The following is an 18,760-nucleotide window of genomic DNA, read 5'->3' as shown; positions in this document are numbered from 1 at the left end:
TCATGGGTTGTGCGTGAATTTTGCATTGCCAAGCCCGGTTCCAATTGTCAGGATTCCCCAATGGCGGACATCCTTCATGGACGGTATCTGGGAAAGCCCCTGAACGACTGCATCATTATGGATTACAACAAACGTGTCCTTGCCCTGGATTTCTGGGATCGAACTGGCAATTTCCCGCGCCAGATTGAAAGATTCTCCCTCCCAGTTACCCGGCAGATTTTGACCGCCCGCGGCGATTGACCCATCGCTCTCAATGAGCCCCGGGCAAGCAATCCCAACAATAGGAGCGACAATTATCTTTTCTTTTTCAGCGCTCTCCAGCAACACCTTAATCATTTTAATTAACCGCTTCAGTGCTTTGCCACGTGATGGATCTTCTTCGCCATGGCGCCAGAGGTCCATCTTCCAAACCTTTGCGTTCGAGATATCCGGGCTTTTTTTTCGCGTCTCCCATGTAATTATGCCTGCCCTGATATTTGTGCCTCCTATGTCGACACCAACCATGGCATCGTGGCCTTTCAGCACCCACGCAGGCACAAGATGGACGGCACCAATCAGGCCCGCCTCGTCAGGCAAATGTTCGATCGGTCTCAATTCGATTTTTTTACCAAGGGAATTCAGTCGCACCATCGCCTCGGCAATTGCAAATTGTCCGGCTGCACTTTCGCTAAGACCACCTCCCACGGCAATCCGTTCGGTTTTTTCCCATTTTTTCTCCTTGAGAAACCGGTTGATTACGTCGGACAAGTCGGTTGCAAAATCATGAATGGCCAACCAGATGATCGCCTGAGCTAATTTGTCGTCACCGCCGAGTATCTTGTCGATATCGGTTTTGGAGATGTCCTTCATTTTGAGCCGCTTTGCGGCAGCATGACTGTCAACCTGTTTGCGCCAGTAATCAACTTTCTCCAGGAACGCCGCCTTGTTTGCCTTGTCGCCAATAAATCCGTCTTTATCGCGGATGCGGAGATTGTAGCTGTCGATTTTTACTGAGGGTAATATACTCGCACCATGTTTGAAGGGCATGTGGGATTGCTTAAGGGTATTGTGGTCAGGTTTCGACATTCGGCGCTCACATACAATGGAATTGATACGTGAACGTTGACCGGTTGTAACAAGTTCCCGCGACGCGTTCGATTCAGAATTTCCGGTATTTCTAATTCGGGCTATCCCCGCTTCCCCAACAGCGGCACAAACCTGACGGCCCCAAGAGACTCTTCGTCGAATCGAACTTTGTTGATACGGATCATCCTAACAAGTTCTTGAGACTGAAATTCGTCACCGAGCGGGATGATGAGTCTGCCGCCTATCTTCAATTGTTCTTTCAAGGCTTGTGGCGCACTCTGTCCACTGGCTGCAACAATTATTGCATCGAACGGCCCAGCTTCTGGCCACCCTTTTGTCCCATCATCAATTCTGAGCTGAATATTGTCATAGTCAAGTTTTTCGAAGCGTTTTCGGGCTGACTCTCCCAGCACCGCATGCCGTTCTATTGTGTAGACCTGTTCTGCAATTCTACTCATAACTGCGGCTGCATATCCTGAGCCCGCGCCAATTTCGAGCACGCGGCTTTCCGGCTTGATGTCGGCGGCCTCAAGCATCACAGCAACAATATATGGCTGCGAGATCGTTTGCCCCTCCGCGATCGGCAACGGCCTATCTTCATAGGCGCTTTCCTTAAGCCAAGCATCGACGAACTGCTCGCGTGGGACTTTTTGCATGGCCTGCAACACATGATGTGAACTTATACCTCGGCCGGTGATATCCACATCGACCATCCGCTTCCGGGCACGTACAAAATCAAACATGACTGCCTCACCGGGTTTCCGTTCTTCCAATGGTTCAAGCGGGACCCGGTTCCGTGATCAACCTCCGCTTGTTTAATTAAGGAACTGAACAATCCTCTGAAGGTCTTTAATAAAACTATGCCTTTGCTGTTCCTTGTCGACCCGGTCCCGGATGCGCAGCAAATAAGAAGGATGGATTGTCACCAAGACAGGCGTTCCATCCGTCGCAGTATGGATCCTGCCTCGTTCTTTAGTCAGTTGAACCGACCGTCCCATCAAGGAATATAAGGCGGTAGCACCAAGCGCGACAACCAGTCTGGGCTTAAGCAATGCGAGCTCGCCGCCTAACCACCAGGCACATTGCTTGATCTCACCGGCATTCGGACGTGCATGCAAGCGGCGCCTGCCGCGTTGTTCGAACTTAAAATGTTTGACCGCATTCGTCACGTAGCAGGCCGACCGATCGATGTCCGCTTCGTGCAGGCATTGGTCAAGAAGCCTTCCAGCGGGGCCGACAAATGGTCTTCCCATGAGATCTTCACGATCGCCAGGTTGCTCACCAACTAGAACAACCTTTGCATTTTCTCGACCTTCTCCGAATACGATTTGTGTGGCGTCTTTATACAGATCGCATCGTTCACAGTTTTTTGCATCGTCATGCAAACTTGAGATTGAAGAGCTTTCTGCATGTTCTTCTTGAAATGCAGGCGGTCGTTTGGGCTTACGGGTGAGTGGTATAGACATCGCAAATCTGCTTACGTTTTCACCATGCTTGATTAACCACTTCGGCCACTAATATGTTCCAACCCTCGTTCTTCGCTACTGCCTTTCACAGCCACATGCAGTCATGAGCTCCGATAGCTCCTGCGAACGGTAAGCGGGAACACTTGTGCTATGCGCGGGTTACTACTGAAACACATGCTGGATTCCCAATTCGTTCAACGTCATGCAGGTGAAAAAATGCCAGACAGCTCAAAGAAAAAGTGGTCCCAGGATGTCACTGAACACAGCGATGCTCTGGATCTTAAACAAGATATATTTCGATCCGACGATCCGAAAGAAATTGCATATTCGCTTAAACTATCGGCAGAAAAATCTGATCGCCGCAAATCGTCTCCCTATCGATCAGCGATGTCGATGCTGACATTTTACATCAATCGGGCAGGCAAAAATCTCCCGGAAAAGCAGAAGCACGTACTCGAAGCTGCAAAGCATGAGCTTCGGAAGGAATTTAATCGAGCCGATGCATAAGGAGTGCCCCCACACGTTGGAGCATCACCTGGAAGACATTTGGTGCTCGCTACCTGACAGTTTTGGCCAAAATCCCACTGACAAGTTTGCCTCCCAGGAGCCTGAGAGGTTCAGACTTGCCTTCCAACCTTGAAGTCCGGACTCGACTACAAACAAATCTATTGTTATGCGGGATCGCGGCAGCGGGCCGATTGGGAGATAATTATGAGAAAACTAATTACAGCCGCAGCGATTTTAGGTGCGTTGGTCGCCAGCGGATGCGGAAGTTACAATTCCTGGACGCCCAGGAAGGTCAATCTCGATCCCGCCGCTAAATCATGCGCATCGGGATATTATCAGTGCAAGTCAGGCAGTATGGATCACGATAGGTCTGGGCTCTCACAGTAAGATAACCGGCCATTGCGATGGCTACCAAGTTTTTGCAATGTCCGGCCTGATCAGGCGACCGTTGCACGGCATTTTACCGTCTGTGCAACCGTCGCTTTTTTAGCAGAATGGCTTCAAGAGCTACCAAAGTTGCCACATGAAGCCCATATTTGCGCAACATTTCTTAACATTACAAAATCCCTGAAAATACCAAATGGGGTATTCCTGATGAATGAGGGCAGACGGCCGCGAGTTGGGCAATACCCCTCTGAAATCTCAGGAGCAGTTTTGTATGCCAATCACCAAAGAAGTTTATTCTGACATTCGACTGACACTCTCGGTCGCCGTGATGGGTATTATCAGCTTGTGTCCGTTGCAGGCAGCAGCCGAAACCTTCGACGAAGTGAGCCCGGAACGTATCAATCCAAGTCGCTTCGAGAAAGTCAAGGATCGCCTTAACAAATGGAACGTTGTAATCGGCGCAGGTGGTATCTATGCGCCGAAATTTGAAGGATCGGATGAATTTGAAGTTCAGCCCTTTCCAATGTTTTCAGCAACTTTTGGCGAGCATGTGACCGTCGATCCCCGCGGAATTTCCATCGATGTTTACCGTCATCAAAACTTTAGTTTCGCGGCAAAGGTCGGATATGAGGCAGGCCGACAGGAAGATGACAGCGATCATCTGAAAGGGTTGGGCGACGTTGATGCCGGAGCCGTAATTGGCGGGAAGTTAGCGTACGAGCTAGGACCGGTCGAACTGTTTACGTCTTTCGATAAAACAATCGGAGGGAGCGAGGGTCTGGTAGGAACAGTCGGCGCAAGTGTCTCGCACTCCTACAGGCAATTCCTTTTCTCCGCTGGCGCCTCAGCAACCTGGGCTGATGCCAATCATATGGAATCATACTTCGGGGTGACCTCAGCGCAGTCAGCCCGATCGGGTCTTGCCGCATATGATGCAGGCGCAGGTTTCAAACGTGTCGACCTTGAAGCTTCCGTTACTTATGTCACGGAGAAAAGTTGGCTCATCCAAGGACAGATAGGTGTGGGTTATCTGGTCGGTGACGCGGCAGACAGTCCAATCGTACAAGATGCATTTCAACCGTCAGCGATGCTGATGCTTGGCTATAAATTCTAGCCCGGGGGTGACAAAATTATTCAATGTTACGGTTTGCGAAGTTCGCCGCTCGACATGATTTCCATCCTAATTTTCAACGCAACCAAATGTGGCTCCGAATGACACCATAACGCCATTCATGGGACATTATTTACCCTCACACCGAATTATGGTTTTGGGGGCTGGGGAATGAATATTCACATGCGTGTGACAGTCTTGGATCAGTCTGCAAGAGTGCTTCTCGTGGAAGATGACCCCGAGATCGCGAACATGGTCATAGAAACCTTGCTGGACAATGGCTTTAACGCTGTTGCCACGGGTTCTGCGGTGGAAATGGAAGTTTTGCTTCGCGAGCAATCATTCGATCTTATTATTCTGGATGTCATGCTCCCCGGTGAGGACGGTTTCAGTATTTGTCGCAGACTGCGTGCACAGGCGACAACTCCCATCATAATGCTAACGGCCCTCAGTGATGATATTGATCGTATCGTTGGCCTTGAATTGGGCGCTGACGACTATATTACCAAACCATTCAACTCGCGCGAACTTCTGGCGCGGATTAAAAGCCTGCTTCGACGCTCGTCGTACACTTCTGCCAGCCCCCAAACACAGGACCCCTTGCAATTTGAAGGATGGCGGATTGACCCGATATTGCGGCGGGTACGTGATCCCAATGGGGTCCACATCTCAATGACAACGGCAGAATTTGACGTGCTGCTCGCATTTTGCCGGAATCCCGGCAAGGTGCTTACCCGCGAACAACTCTTGAGTTTGACGCATGCCGGTGCAGCAGGCCCTGTCGAGCGCAGTATCGACGTTCATGTCAGCAGGGTGAGGCAAAAAATAGAGCCAAATGTTCGAGAGCCTAGTCTCATCAAAACGGTCCGGCTCGCCGGTTATCTTTTCACGCCGAAAGTGGAGCGTGTGTAATGCTGCAATCGTCCAATCTCGATACCATTCGCGGACAGATTATCGCGCTAGCAATTGCACCTATTTTGATTGCTTGCGCGATGGGTGTCGTGACAGAGCCTCTCGTGTTTGATGATTCAGTGCCCTATCACCGTTCAACCGCTATCAGAATCGAAACTGTGGTAAATCAGTTTCTGGCAGCAAAAACTCCCGAGAACCGCAATATAGTTTTGCAGGTGACAGCCAACAGCGACATACCAGTCGAAAAAGTTGGCAATGCTGAGTTTGAAAAAGCAGCCTCGAACATGGATCAGACAACCGGTCTTGGCACGCGAGTCCGCGACGCGCTGACAGGCAAGTTCCCCACGGCGCTGGGATCGGCAGACGTGGACAATGTCCTGCTGGTCAAAATAACTCCCACTGAATCCTTAGCCTTTGCAATCCGCCCGGAACCAAAAGAATTCTGGTCGCTGGAAACGCGTTTCAATTCTGTTTTGAAAGTTTTGGCAATTGTGGTGCCGGTAATCCTTCTGGCTTTTTATGCCGGATGTATGATCGTCGCTCCCTTGTCGCGTTTTTCCGCAGCCGCTTTGGTATTAAGCGCAGAAGAGGGTCCTGATCGACCTTTCGAAGAGCGCGGTGCACAAGAAGTTGTTGCACTGGCCCGTGCTCTGAATGACATGCGTAGCCGGTTGCGCAGCATGATGAATGACCGAACCCGGATGCTGCGCGCCATCGGGCATGATCTCAGGACGCCGCTCACTCGCTTGCGGCTCCGCGTCGAGCGCTCAAAAGACAGTGCTTTACGCGAATTGATGTTAAGTGATATCGCCACGATCAATGGGATGATGAGGGAAACCCTCACCTATCTGAGCAAGGAAGTATCTTCCGAAGCGCCGTTGCGCTCAGACTTGCCCAGCCTTCTCAGTACCGTCTGTTCTGATTTCGCAGATGTGGGCTTCAATGTAAGCTATTCAGGCCCAGACCGTCTGGCCTATCTCTGCAAGCCTCGCGCCTTAAGCCGCGCCATTACCAACCTGGTAGACAATGGGACCAAGTTTGGCACGCATGTTGTTGTGTCACTTGTGTCATCAGGAGATGGTGCCTTGGCAATTGAGGTTTCGGATGATGGTCCTGGGCTACCGGTGGAGCTTCAAACCACAGTGTTCGAACCATTCTTCAAAGTCAGTCCCGCTCGTTCTACGAGTGGGTTTGGTCTCGGCCTTTCAATTGTGCAGGATATTGTCAAAGGTCATGGCGGTTCCATTCTTCTGAAGAATAAGAGTACGTCTGGCTTGGTCGCTCACATAAGTCTGCCATGTGATCCGGGAAAACTTGAAAAGAATCATGTTTTTGATTCAAAACAACGTCGCCTGCGTGCGATGTATCAGACAGTATCAGACACAAGCTTCTCGTAGCTTCCAGCAACTTGCTCCTACTTGCTGCTAAAATAATCTTGGTATCACACAATTGTTTTCGGCGCCTCCTGATTGGCGACTACGAAATTACTGTTCGGCTATAAAACCTGTCTGCCGGCCGAAACAAATCCCTACATCATGAAATATATCTAAATAAAATCTCGCGAAAGAAGCCTGCTTCCAGCCGGATACTCATCAAAAGGCCACCCTGTGGCGACTAAAAATGGTGAGTAAAAATGACAAATCCCAGACAGCCCCTTCGCAGCAGATATCAGCGCTTCACACGGCAATTTCGATGTCGCGCAGATCCAGCGACGCTGCTCGGATCGCAATAGCGCGCCGCGTCAAATCATTTTCATCGCCAAGCTTCGCATCGCTCCCGTGATGGAATCGAAGACCAACGAAGCATTTCTGCTGTCCTTTACTGAGTCCAAACAATATGAAGTATATTCAACCTGTCTCCATTATCATCCCTACACTCAATGAAGTCGACAATATTGACGTGTTATTGTCGTCGATTACCTCCCAGCCTACCGCTGATACAATATATGAAATTCTTGTCGCCGATGGCGGTTCAACAGACGGGACATTGGAGCGCGTTCGCGCTTGGGAACTTGACTCTCCGGTCAGGCTCATCTGCGGAGATGGCATGCGAGGATTGGCGGGGGATGTATTGGCAGCGTCACGAGGGGCCAATGGTAGCATTATTGTGGTAATGGATGCTGATCTGAGCCACCCGCCAGATCAGATTGCCAATATGATCGGCCCAATTATAGCAGGCACGAGCGATATGGTTGTCGGCAGCCGTTATATGTCCGGGGGAGCAACACCGGGCTGGCCTGGATCACGTCGGCTTTTATCACGTCTTGGCGGCGCATTAGCTTGGCCGATTACCGAATTAAGCGATCCAATGTCCGGATTTTTCGCGGTTCGAAAGGAACATCTTTTAGCGGTAGATCCTGACGCTACGGGTTTCAAAATCGGACTGGAAGTCATTGCAGCTGGCGGGCATACTTTCCGCGTCAGCGAGATACCTATTATTTTCCATGACAGAGCTTTAGGGCAATCAAAGATCGGCCTTAAGCATTTGATCAGCTACATGCGCCGTCTGCTGGTCTTGGGCGGTGGCAATATTTCATTTGGCACCGCCGGGCGTTTTGCAGGCGTAGGGCTGATCGGGTTCGCAGCGGATATCGTGTTGTTCCAAGTTTTGATTGCCTACGGCTTTAGTCTTGGCCAATCTCACGCGATCAGTTTCGCTGCCGCTGCAATTATCAATTATAATCTCAATTCCCGTTGGGCCTTTTCTCAAAGCACGAAGCAGGATTGGACGCGCCTTGCCCGGTTCGCGGCTATCTGCCTGCTGGCTTTCTCGCTACGAGGCGGCATCATCGCCTGCACCGTTCACCTCCTCGATTGGCCTCCTTTAGCCGGTTTAATCCTCGCTATCGGAGTTGCTGCAATCGTAAATTATCTCGGCAATGCTTTCTTTGTTTACCCATCCCCTACATCCAGTTTGGCGCCGGATATCTCATGGCGCGTAGCCGCCATCGGCATTGCGGGATACGCCCTTATGCTTCGACTGACGTTCCTCGGAGTTGTGGATCTCATCCCGGAAGAAGCTTATTATTGGAATTATGCGCAACACCTAGATATTGGATATCTCGATCACCCTCCAATGGTCGCCTGGTTGATCTGGTTGGGCACGAGTCTATTTGGCAACACCGAATTTGGTGTACGCATCGGCGCTTATGTTGCGTGGATCGCAACAGCTACCTTTGTCTTTCTATTGACACGAAATCTGTTTGGAAAATCTGCCGCGCTCGTCAGCTTACTTCTCATATCAACGCTACCGTTTTTCTTTTCAACCGGCATGATGATGATGCCCGACGCACCTCTTACGGCCGCCTGGGCTGGAGCGCTTTATTTCTTGGAGCGATCTTTTTTGGGTAACAAACGTGGCGCATGGTTTGGCGTAGGTGCCTGTGTTGGTCTTGGAATGCTCTCCAAATACACGATTGTTCTGCTCGGACCTGCCACCCTCGCCTTCCTGTGCCTGGACGTTGTCTCTCGGCATTGGATGCGACGACCAGAGCCCTACATCGCGGCAGCTATTGCTGTGCTACTCTTCTCACCCGTGATCATTTGGAACGCGACAAATGAATGGGTTTCCTTCGCTTTCCAGAGCACGCGGCGGCTGGGGAGCCCGTATAATTTTTCATTTCCCGCCTTGATAGGCAGCGTCGCAATCCTGCTCACTCCGTTCGGGCTGGTTGCGACAATTTCCACGCTCATAAATCTTGAATTTCGATTTAAAAGCAAGGGTTTGATAAGTATCCGCAGGTCTTTCTTCGTTTTAGCATATACGCTGGTTCCGCTTTCAGTCTTCATTGCATTCAGCCTCTTCCACAGCGTCAAGTTAAACTGGACAGGGCCAGTCTGGCTCGCGATCGTGCCGGCAATCTCTGCTGCAATCGTCAAACCATCTACTGACGGATCTCGGTTTGCAGTGACGCTACGGCGATTGTGGGCTCCCACGGTAGCTTCGACATTCGTCATCTATGGGTTGGGCCTGCATTACCTGGCTATCGGATTGCCCATGACCCATTCCATCGGGACAATTCGTACCCTTCCCGTAGCGTGGCAGGAGTTGGGGCATGAAGTTGGACTGATTCAAAACGCGGTTGAATATCAGAGCGGCAAACCCGTGCTCCTTATTGGCATGGACAGATACTTTCTTGCCAGCCAACTCGCCTTCTATAATCGCCTGTCAAAAGACCCGATAAAAAGTTCGGTTGGCAGCGGCGTCCTGGGTAAAAATAGCCTGATGTACAATTATTGGTTTCGGCCGAAAGATTTCCAGGGAAATAATGCGATCCTCATCAGCTTGAAACGGCATGAACTGGAGCAAGATTCTCTGAGCAAGCGATTTTACAAACTGACTGAAATCCAGCAACAAAATCTAGTCAAACAGGGTGTTTCTGTTGGCAGCTTTTATTACAGGGTAGGTTATGCGTTGCGCGATTGCCCCCCGATCACAAAATGTAATGGCCGTTCGGCCCGTTCACGAGCCTATCGTGTCGTTCAGTCATAACACTTCTACACGGCTGCGAATGTAGGTTTCCAACGATGTTTGACCGCGCCACGAATCATCCGGCATATCAAAGCCTTTATCAATGCTCAATTCTGTCATACGCGTGTAGGATTCTGCGGCACGGTCAGAAAAGCCCAGCTCCAGAAAAGACTGCTTCCAATCCTTTCGCGGTATGATTGCGAGTTCAACAGGCCGACCCAGCGCATTCGCAAACGCTTCTGCTAGGTTTTCAGGCGAATAACGTTTTGGCCCCTCAATATAACGAACATCAACGTCATCGACGCCGGAAAGAAGTCTTTGCGCGGCTACTTTGCCCAAATCGCTCGGAGCAACCACGGGAATCATTGTATGGGGGGGAAACAGGATGGGAAGCGTTCCACTTGTCCGCACACTATCCAGCAACCCGTCCCAATTACTCATGTAGTATGCAGCGCGATTGATCGCCGCGGGGATAGGTTGGTGACGCAATCCTTCTTCGAGCTCCCAAAGCACATTGAGATCGCCAATGCGATAGCCAGGTTGTGCGCCGCCCGTAGATTCTGCAACCACCTTCTCCAATCCCGCGCCATCAAGCGCGGCAAGAATATTGGCCACCGTACGTCGTTCGATGACGTCCGTATCTCGTGCCGTATCGGCTGGCGGATTGAGTAAAAACGCTCGTTTACCGCGGCGGAATGCTGCTCGCAACGATGCTACGTCTTCGACATCCGCCTCAACAAGGTCGGCTCCTCTCGCGCGCCATCCTGCGGCCTGATCGGCATTTCGAGTGACGATTGTTACGGCGTGACCTAAATTCAATAGTTCAGTTGCTGTGGCAGAACCGACATGGCCAGTACCACCCATGATAACGTACATTTGACCTCTCCTACTTCTTATAAAGCCGTCACGCTCACTCTCAGTTGCTCACAACTCGGCCATCGTCCGAGTTTGGTTCTCTTTGTTCCAACGCTGATCTAGGGAGATTGTTCGAATTGGCTTACGTACGGCCGTGCTTTTGCGGGATTCAGGCACTGCTTGCGCGCATACCTGTTTCAACTATCATCAAACAAATGGGACACGGGAAGGACTATAATGTCTAAAGGTTTGTTCGAGACGCTTGCAACATACAATCGGGCATCCAAGATGATCGCAGGAGCATCACCTGCCGCCACTACCGAACACGCGTCATGGATCATTCGAGGTTTATCGCGAGCGGTCCATCAATGTCTCAAACCGCAGTTGCACGGCGAGTGGTTGGGTTTCAAAACGCACACTGTTGAGCGCATAACGCATTGGTTCTTTGAATGGCACCCAGCATTCCAGAATATCAAGCAAGGATTCTGACATCATACTTTCCAGCGGTCCAACACCCAGTTGAGCGAGCGCTTGTTCATGGTCCGGCAGCCGGGCTTGATCAATCAAACTCAGGACGCGTTTTAGTACGGTCCCGCATTCTTCCACTGTATAGCTGTTCGTTGACCACCACCAGAATACGGGGTCAGACAAATAAGCCCTTGCATACAGTTCCGGGTTGGCCGGAGCGCTGGCTATTTCTGGCATATTTAACCACGAGCAATCCGATGCAATTGCTTTGCGGGTAAATGCTTCGTTGGGTTTTATCTGCTTGTGAAAGTGCGATTTCAATCGACTGGGCCCACTTGATCGCGTTATCTGCCGTAAATGATTGAAAAACTACATGGGTTACATCCAAAATGAAAGCGCACTGATCGCACTCGAACAGGCCATTGATCGACGATCGTCATGCAGTGTTCCATTCAAACGGGAAAGCTCAGAACTACCCCGTCGCACTGAGAGTTCTTACGGCGACTGACTGGCCGATAAATGGCCGTGCTTCTTCAACCGCTTGGTCGATCCGCGCGTGGATATGCTCTGAAATGATCTCATGATTGAGGAAGTCGCGATCGACAGCAAAGACGCCAGTCGGAAGCGTATGAGCCATAAAGAAACCAAACAAGGGTCGCAGCTGGTGTTCGACGATTAGCGCATGCCGATCGCTACCACCAGTAGCCGTAAGCACTACTGGCTTGCCTTTCAGGGCAAGCGGCTCGAGTAAATCGACGAAATGTTTAAAGAGCCCGGCATAGCTGCCCTTATAGGTCGGTGTGCCTACCACAAGGATATCAGCCGCTATAATTCTGTCGAGAATTTTTCCGGCTTCAGAACTGAGCTCGCTGACATGGCGGGCGGACCCAAGAGAGTCTCCCAGGTCGATCAGGTCGTAAATCTCAGCCGCCAGGCCATATTGCCGACTGATCCGATTGACGGTGTTTGTGACGAGCAATCTTGTTTTGGAAGGGCGGTTGAAGTTGCCGGAGAGACCAACAACAATTGGATTGGGCATGAGCGATATCCTTGATATGTACGCGCCGCAAGAATGGCTGATGACTCCAAGACTACCAAAAGCATTGCGATTAAAAAGAACGTAGAGGCTGAACTGAACGCCGATACTGGTAAATCTTTCTCAATCGCTGCAGGAAGATAGTATGTGCGTGGTCGCCCCTCCTCAAGGGACGACGCCTACGACCGGCGCGCTCAGGTCTGCTCTCAGCCAAAGATATCTCTCCGGTGCAAAGACAAACCCCGGACTCGGGGGCGGAGACTAGGCTCACATCGCGCTGGAATCATTGTTTGAACGCAATATTTAAAATCGTCATTTCGTCGCTTGACTTAGAGTATACTCTAACCCCTACCCTCCAATGCGTCGTGGTGAAGAAGGTAATAATGAAGATTGGCGAACTGGCGAAGCGTTCGGGACTATCGGCCCACACTATCCGTTACTATGAGCGGATTGGGCTGCTTCCGTATGCGGATAGAGACCAATCGAAGCAACGAGACTACGACGCAACAATCCTAATCTGGATTCAGTTTCTTGGTCGCTTGAAAATGACTGGAATGACGATCCGGGACATGCTGCATTACGCAGCTTTGAGGGAGCGGGGTGTCGAAACAGAAGCGGAGCGTTGCAAGCTGTTGGAACAGCATCGCGATCTCGTTCGCGCCCACGTTACCGATCTCCAAGCCTGCCTTCTTATCCTTGACACCAAGATTGCCGGATATGCCGGCAAGGAACAGAGGATGAAGGAACATGATACAGCACTCCCAGAACGCCGGCGAAAGCCGACTGGAACGCGGACAGCGCGCACTCGCTGAGATCGACGGTGAAGCCGGAAACAATGTCATCGCTGCCTTGGCGGATATAGCCCCCGATTTTGCTCGCTATATTCTCGAATTTCCTTTCGGGGACATATATAGCCGCCCTGGCCTTGATCTGCGCGCTCGCGAAATTGCCACCATTGGCGCGTTAACGGCGCTGGGCAATGCCAGTCCACAATTGAAGGTTCACATCGAGGCCGGATTAAATGTCGGACTGAGCCGAGATGAAATTACCGAAATCATCATGCAAATGGCCGTCTATGCCGGTTTCCCGGCAGCACTTAACGGGTTGTTCGCCGCCAAGGAAGTATTCGCCCGACGCTTCCCCAAAACGCAGGAGCGCACGGCATGATGAAGCTCATTCGCCCTTCTGTAATTGGCTATTTGGCACCTCTCGCCATAGTTGTTTTGCTTTTGCAGATAACGGCAACTTCCGCCTATGCAAACAAAGCTGCACCTGTGAAGCTCTGGAAAGGGTTCAGTTCGCCAGTCGGCATGGCTTTTGATGATACAGGAAACCTGTTCGTGGCAGAATGGGGAGCAGGACGCGTCTCCCGGGTCGACCCGGCCGGCAATCGTACAATCTTCGCCGATGGAATTTCCGGTCCATCCGGGCTGACGATCGCACCCGACGGATTTATTTATGTTGCATCCTATTCCGGCAACGAGATCTATCGTTTCACGCCAGCGGGAGAACGAAGCACATATGTAGCAGGCCTTGCGACACCAGCCGGAATCGGCTTCGACAGATCAGGACAGCTTCTAATTGCCAATCGCCGTACCAATCAAATACTCGCGGTGAATGACGACGGTCGACTGGAGCCCATCATCGAGGGCTTGCGAACGCCGGTGGGGGCGGTTCAAACACCGGACGGCGGCTATGTTGTTTCCAACATCGACGGTGACATCACGCTCGTGCGCCCGGACGGTTCCCGCATTCAAACAGGTAAGGCTTTGGGCGCACCCGGCCCTGGCGTCGCAATGACGAAGACCGGCCGTGTCTTTGTGGTCGACTATGGAGGAACAACCATTCAGGAAATATCGCCCGAAGGGAAATTACGCGTCGTTGCCGATGGACTGAGAAGTCCGGTCGGGTTGGTCGTGGCACCTGACGGTACATCCTTGCTCACGGCCACGTGGGGTGATGGAGCGATCTATCGTATCCCCATTCTGAATCAATAGCAGAATTTTCTATATCTACCGGCGATAGTTACTCCTGTAATAGGAGTTACGCGGCAAGTGGGAATCCATACGTCAGGTGCGGTTGGTCGGTAAAATTGATCCACCGCTCCTGCTGATTTGGAGTAACGAAATCCGGCACAGAGCGCCGTTTGAATATCTTCAGTTTCAATCGTGCTATGGCTGTTGCGCGCCCGTCGTTGTCACATAGATCGAGTAGAGCGACTGCGTTGCAGTTATAAACAAACGATTACGCCTCGCCCCGCCGAAAGTGAGGTTTGCAACTGTTTGCGGGACCTTTATTTTGCCGAGCAGCGTCCCGTCACTACTAAAGCAGTGAACACCATCAGCAGCGCTTGACCAAAGATTCCCATTCAAATCAACGCGGATGCCATCGGGAATGCCATTATCGATATGAGCAAAGACGCGACCATTGCTCAAGGTCTTCCCGTCCACAACATCGAAGACACGGATATGCCTTGGGGCGCTATCTGTATGGCTTGCACCGGAATCCGCCACATAGAGCAAGCTTTCGTCGGGCGAAAAAACAAGACCGTTAGGCTGGAGGAAATCTGTCACCACGGCAGATAGGTCACCACTCGCAGGATCGAGCCGATAAACATTGCGTGACGATTGTTCGGGTTCAGATTTGTAACCCTCATAATCTGAGAGTATTCCGTAAGTCGGGTCGCTGAACCATATAGAGCCATTCGAATGAACAACGACATCATTGGGAGAATTAAGGCACTTGCCGAGATAGCGGTCGGCCAAAACGGTGATGGCTCCGTTCACTTCCGTGCGCGTGACACGGCGCGTGCCGTGCTCGCACGATATGAGGCGGCCTTCCCGGTCCCGTGTATTGCCATTGGTAAAATTGGACGGTGACCGGAAAACCGAAACGCCACCGTCAGGAATCCACCGCAACATTTGTTGGTTCGGGATGTCGCTCCATAAAAGGCTGTTGCTATCATTGAACCAGACTGGCCCTTCAGCCCAACGGCAAGATGAGTACAGTTCCTCAAGCACCGCACTACCTACAATGAGGCCGGTAAAGCGTTGATCATGGACTTCATAAAGCGCTGTATTGATCATTCCAGGTACACCAGTTTTAACGTTGATCAGAGTTGTGGCCACCGGCAAGAACGATAACGCCGATGATGATAATACCGGTCATGATCAGGCGAATGCCGGCGTCAAACCCGTAGGTGTTGAGCATCGAAACAACGAGAAACATGAAAAGTGAGGCACCCCATATGCCCGGAACGTTGGAGTTTCCGCCAGCAACTGCTGTTCCACCAATAACGACGACGGCGATGGACATCAGCAGATATTCCGACCCCATATTGAGCGCGGCTCCACCCGAAAAATTTGCCAGCAGGAAGCCACATACCGAGGCCAGAACCGCGCACAGAACATAGGTAACAATGCGCACGCCGTCGACCGGGATCCCGGTCATGCGGGCCGCCAGTATATTCTGTCCGATGGCAGAAACCCACCGGCCGTAAATCAACTTTTGCAACAGCCAATAGGCAACGATGGAAAGACCGAGCGCAATCCAGGCAACGTTGGGAACACCCAGCGTCATGGATGTGGTAAAATCGGCAAGAATCGCCGGTGGTTTGATCCGCAGTCCGCGATTGGTCCAGATTGCCGTCGACTGCACAATAAAACTCATCGACAGCGTAGCAATGATTGGTGGAATACGCAGCAATTTGATCAGACCATAATTGCCCACGCCAACAGCGACACCGATTGCAACGGCGACGAGCAAACCCGGCACCACCATGGAATCCGCGCCGCCCATGAGCTTTAATGCAACAGTACCTGACAGCGTCATCGTTGCCGGGACGCTGAGATCAATATTGCCTGGTCCGAGCGTGATGACACAAACATCTGGCCGATGCCGACGATAATTGAAAATGCCGCGAAGGTAAGTGCGGCTTGCGAGAGCCCATATGCGCTTGCTCCACCAGTGAACATGATAGTGACAAACCAGACGATTGCCGCTGCGACGAAGGACCATATCCATGGCTTTTCCAGCAAGAGCTTAATCGAAATCATGCGGATTTTCCTCGCCGTTCAAGCCGGTTGAACAACAATCGAAGGGCCAGAACAATAATCAGGATCATGCCTTGCGCGCCAATCTGCCAGTCCGGCGATATTCTGAGAAAAGACAGGAATGAACCGGCCAGTGTCAATGTCAGCGCACCAATAACGGCCCCGATTGGAGAGACCCTGCCACCGACGAACTCGCCTCCGCCCAAAATAACGCCAGCGATTGAGAGCAATGTATATCGCAGGGCAATATTGGCGTCGGCCGAGGTTGTAAGACCCACGAGCGCCGAGCCGGCAAGAATGGCAAAGAAGGCTGCAAGCGCATAGATAATGGCGCGAGCGCGTACAATGGACCAACCTGCCCTTTCAACGGAACGAAAATTGCCGCCCACCCCGCGCAAGACCACACCGAGTGAGGAGCGCATAATGAGAAAATGGGCGCAAACAGCAACGAGAATGCTGGCGATAATTGCCAAGGGTACCAAAGGCGGTTTGGAAACCATCAATGCCCGCAACCAAACCGGTGACTGTCCACCAGGCGCGGGCAGAATTAGAACTGCTAACCCACCCCAAACAAAGCTCATGCCAAGCGTAACCACGATAGAAGGAAGGTTTCTCACATAGATGAGAACACCAAGAGCGGCATAAGCAAGAATTGCGGCGGCCAGAATGGCAACACCTAGAAAAGGATTTGTATTGAGAAATGTGGCCACAACGCACGCCACAAAACTGACAAAGGCTCCCATGGAAAGATCAAGATCGTTGACTGTCATGATAAGCATCTGAGCAATCGTGGCCAGCGCGATTGGCACAGCAAGATTGAACAACAGATTTAAGCCATTGTAGCTCATTGCGCGTGGCTGCAGGTAAAAGATCACCAGCAGAAGAAGAGTAAGCGACAGGGCGGGAATCAGCAGACGAATGGCGTCGCGTGTGAACCAATTTGTCATGCTGCCGCGCTCCTGAATGACGCAGCAAGAATATTCTTCTCCGTTACCTGGTCTCCGGTCAATTCTGCAACAATCACCCCGCTGTTGAACACGTAAACACGGTCACATAGACAGATTTCATCCATCTCAGTGGAATACCATACGAAGGTACGCCCCTTGTCCGCTTCCGATCGCAAGATTGAATAGACTTCCTGCTTCGTTCCGATATCGACACCGCGAGTCGGATCATCCATCAAGACCGCATCCGCCCTTGTCGCGAGAGCACGGGCAAACAGCACCTTCTGCTGGTTACCTCCCGATAGCGACAGGATATCGTTTTCCACATTCTTGGTCCGTATTTCGATCTTGGATTTCCAATTTTCGACGAGTTTCGCTTCGTCCTGCCGTCGGATAAAACCCTTTGTTGAAAGGTCTGGCAGGTGACCGATCGACATATTCTTGATGATGCTCCATAAAGGAAATACACCGTTGAGACGGCGGTCCCCAGCGATAAAGGCGACCTTGGGTGCTCGCTCACGTACCCAATTGCCGCTCTGCTTGAGATAAATATCGATTAGAGTTTCGGTCTGGCCGTGGCCGCCAAGGCCAGCCAATCCGATGATTTCGCCTCTATGCGCCTTGAGTGGCAATCCTTGGCCTGCGCGCCTTACCGCTGAAAGCACTGGTTCGCCTGTATTAATTTCTCGAATGGACCTTGCGGACGGTCCTTTGACCACGCTGCCCATGGATTCGACCAGACTATGTTCCGTGCATCCTTCGGACGGTCTGGCTGCAACCACCTTGCCATCCTTCATAACAACGATCCGGTCGCATGTTGAAAGTATTTCGCCGAGGATATGCGATATGAAAATGACCGAACCACCGGTTTTGACAAATGCGCGCACGAATGCCAACAATTGCGCGGCAAGCCCTGCGTCAAGAGATGACGTGGGTTCATCCAATATAATAAGCCTTACCTTTTGCGTCACTTCGGAAAAAGCCGTAGCGATCTCCACCATCTGTCTTTCCGCAATGGTCAAATCGCCAACGAGCGCCCCGACGGGAATGCGATGACCGGGAAAAATCTCATCAAGCTTTGCGCGAACGACAGCACGTGCTTTTTTCCGCCAGCCCCAACCTGCGAGGCTCCGATGCATGATGCGGGTATTTTCGGTAACTGTTAAGTTGGGGCATAGCGACAGTTCCTGAAAGACGCAACGCACTCCGTGGTCTCGGGCCACCTTGACATTATATTTTTCAATAAACTTACCGCCAAGTGCAACGCGTCCCTCATGCGGCGTGAGACCGCCATTAATGACATTGACGATGGTGGATTTTCCCGCACCGTTATGGCCTACCAGCCCAATGCATTCACCGGGCTGAATTGCAAGCGTTACGCCGTCAAGGGCTTTGACTGCACCAAAGCTTACTCTGGCATCCCTCACTTCCATCACGGCATCTTGCGGTCTGGTATTCGTCACGCGGCAAAATCCTCAATACTGCGA

Annotated in this window: 17 protein-coding genes and 1 pseudogene; 8 read left to right on the top strand and 10 right to left on the bottom strand. The window is 51.5% G+C overall.

Annotated features, from left to right (window positions below; all coding sequences use genetic code 11):
* From QFZ34_RS03705 to QFZ34_RS03695, 3 genes are all read right to left on the bottom strand, one after another.
* Positions 1-1,065, bottom strand: coding sequence for an ROK family protein (locus QFZ34_RS03705; RefSeq protein ID WP_307277123.1), 1,065 nt, complete (start codon positions 1,063-1,065; stop codon positions 1-3).
* 101 nt (positions 1,066-1,166) lie between these two features.
* A complete protein-coding gene (locus QFZ34_RS03700; RefSeq protein WP_307277120.1) occupies positions 1,167-1,808 on the bottom strand; it encodes a protein-L-isoaspartate(D-aspartate) O-methyltransferase in 642 nt (213 codons plus the stop codon).
* 72 nt (positions 1,809-1,880) lie between these two features.
* Positions 1,881-2,531, bottom strand: coding sequence for a UdgX family uracil-DNA binding protein (locus QFZ34_RS03695; RefSeq protein ID WP_307277115.1), 651 nt, complete (start codon positions 2,529-2,531; stop codon positions 1,881-1,883).
* A gap of 216 nt (positions 2,532-2,747) precedes the next feature.
* Here QFZ34_RS03695 and QFZ34_RS03690 point away from each other — a divergent pair, with 216 nt between their 5' ends.
* The 5 genes from QFZ34_RS03690 (at position 2,748) to QFZ34_RS03670 (ending at position 9,939) form a co-directional block, all read left to right on the top strand.
* On the top strand, positions 2,748-3,038 hold the full coding sequence (locus QFZ34_RS03690) for a DUF3175 domain-containing protein (RefSeq protein ID WP_307277112.1): 291 nt from the start codon (positions 2,748-2,750) through the stop codon (positions 3,036-3,038).
* A 658-nt stretch (positions 3,039-3,696) separates the two neighbouring features.
* Entirely contained in the window at positions 3,697-4,539 is an 843-nt protein-coding gene (locus QFZ34_RS03685) for a MipA/OmpV family protein (protein WP_307277108.1), read from the top strand.
* Between the two features lie 168 nt (positions 4,540-4,707).
* A complete protein-coding gene (locus QFZ34_RS03680) occupies positions 4,708-5,448 on the top strand; it encodes a response regulator (protein WP_307277106.1) in 741 nt (246 codons plus the stop codon).
* Positions 5,448-6,845: an ATP-binding protein gene (locus QFZ34_RS03675; protein WP_307277103.1), complete on the top strand. Its 1,398-nt coding sequence runs from the start codon at positions 5,448-5,450 to the stop codon at positions 6,843-6,845. Before QFZ34_RS03680 ends, QFZ34_RS03675 begins: the two co-directional genes overlap by 1 nt.
* Positions 6,846-7,284: 439 nt before the next feature.
* Positions 7,285-9,939, top strand: a complete 2,655-nt coding sequence (locus tag QFZ34_RS03670; protein WP_307277099.1) for a glycosyltransferase family 39 protein — start codon at positions 7,285-7,287, stop codon at positions 9,937-9,939.
* Here the strand turns inward: QFZ34_RS03670 and QFZ34_RS03665 are convergent.
* The 3 genes from QFZ34_RS03665 to msuE form a co-directional block, all read right to left on the bottom strand.
* A complete protein-coding gene (locus tag QFZ34_RS03665) occupies positions 9,934-10,794 on the bottom strand; it encodes an NmrA family NAD(P)-binding protein (protein ID WP_307277096.1) in 861 nt (286 codons plus the stop codon). The genes QFZ34_RS03670 and QFZ34_RS03665 overlap by 6 nt on opposite strands.
* 327 nt (positions 10,795-11,121) lie before the next feature.
* On the bottom strand, positions 11,122-11,478 hold the full coding sequence (locus QFZ34_RS03660) for a hypothetical protein (protein WP_307277094.1): 357 nt from the start codon (positions 11,476-11,478) through the stop codon (positions 11,122-11,124).
* A gap of 235 nt (positions 11,479-11,713) precedes the next feature.
* Positions 11,714-12,280, bottom strand: coding sequence for an FMN reductase (gene msuE, locus QFZ34_RS03655; RefSeq protein ID WP_307277091.1), 567 nt, complete (start codon positions 12,278-12,280; stop codon positions 11,714-11,716).
* A gap of 380 nt (positions 12,281-12,660) precedes the next feature.
* Here msuE and QFZ34_RS03650 point away from each other — a divergent pair, with 380 nt between their 5' ends.
* The 3 genes from QFZ34_RS03650 to QFZ34_RS03640 are packed head-to-tail and all read left to right on the top strand — an operon-like array spanning position 12,661 to position 14,274.
* A complete protein-coding gene (locus QFZ34_RS03650) occupies positions 12,661-13,089 on the top strand; it encodes a MerR family transcriptional regulator (RefSeq protein WP_307277088.1) in 429 nt (142 codons plus the stop codon).
* Positions 13,025-13,444: a carboxymuconolactone decarboxylase family protein gene (locus QFZ34_RS03645; protein WP_115054918.1), complete on the top strand. Its 420-nt coding sequence runs from the start codon at positions 13,025-13,027 to the stop codon at positions 13,442-13,444. Before QFZ34_RS03650 ends, QFZ34_RS03645 begins: the two co-directional genes overlap by 65 nt.
* Positions 13,441-14,274, top strand: coding sequence for an NHL repeat-containing protein (locus QFZ34_RS03640; protein WP_307277082.1), 834 nt, complete (start codon positions 13,441-13,443; stop codon positions 14,272-14,274). Before QFZ34_RS03645 ends, QFZ34_RS03640 begins: the two co-directional genes overlap by 4 nt.
* A gap of 174 nt (positions 14,275-14,448) precedes the next feature.
* Here the strand turns inward: QFZ34_RS03640 and QFZ34_RS03635 are convergent, their stop codons facing one another.
* From QFZ34_RS03635 to QFZ34_RS03620, 4 genes and pseudogenes are all read right to left on the bottom strand, one after another.
* The gene (locus QFZ34_RS03635; protein WP_307277080.1) at positions 14,449-15,363 is read right to left on the bottom strand and encodes an SMP-30/gluconolactonase/LRE family protein; all 915 of its coding nucleotides are present in this window, start codon (positions 15,361-15,363) and stop codon (positions 14,449-14,451) included.
* 16 nt (positions 15,364-15,379) lie between these two features.
* A pseudogene (locus tag QFZ34_RS03630) lies at positions 15,380-16,332 on the bottom strand (ABC transporter permease).
* On the bottom strand, positions 16,329-17,276 hold the full coding sequence (locus QFZ34_RS03625) for an ABC transporter permease (RefSeq protein WP_307277078.1): 948 nt from the start codon (positions 17,274-17,276) through the stop codon (positions 16,329-16,331). Before QFZ34_RS03625 ends, QFZ34_RS03630 begins: the two are co-directional and overlap by 4 nt.
* Positions 17,273-18,706, bottom strand: a complete 1,434-nt coding sequence (locus tag QFZ34_RS03620; protein ID WP_307278909.1) for a sugar ABC transporter ATP-binding protein — start codon at positions 18,704-18,706, stop codon at positions 17,273-17,275. Before QFZ34_RS03620 ends, QFZ34_RS03625 begins: the two co-directional genes overlap by 4 nt.
* Between the last annotated feature and the right edge of the window lie 54 nt (positions 18,707-18,760).

It is taken from the genome of Phyllobacterium ifriqiyense (genome assembly GCF_030817885.1).
Taxonomy (GTDB): Bacteria; Pseudomonadota; Alphaproteobacteria; order Rhizobiales; family Rhizobiaceae; genus Phyllobacterium; species Phyllobacterium ifriqiyense.
Note: the sequence above shows the minus strand (reverse complement) of the source record. Positions and strands in the feature narration are given on the sequence as shown.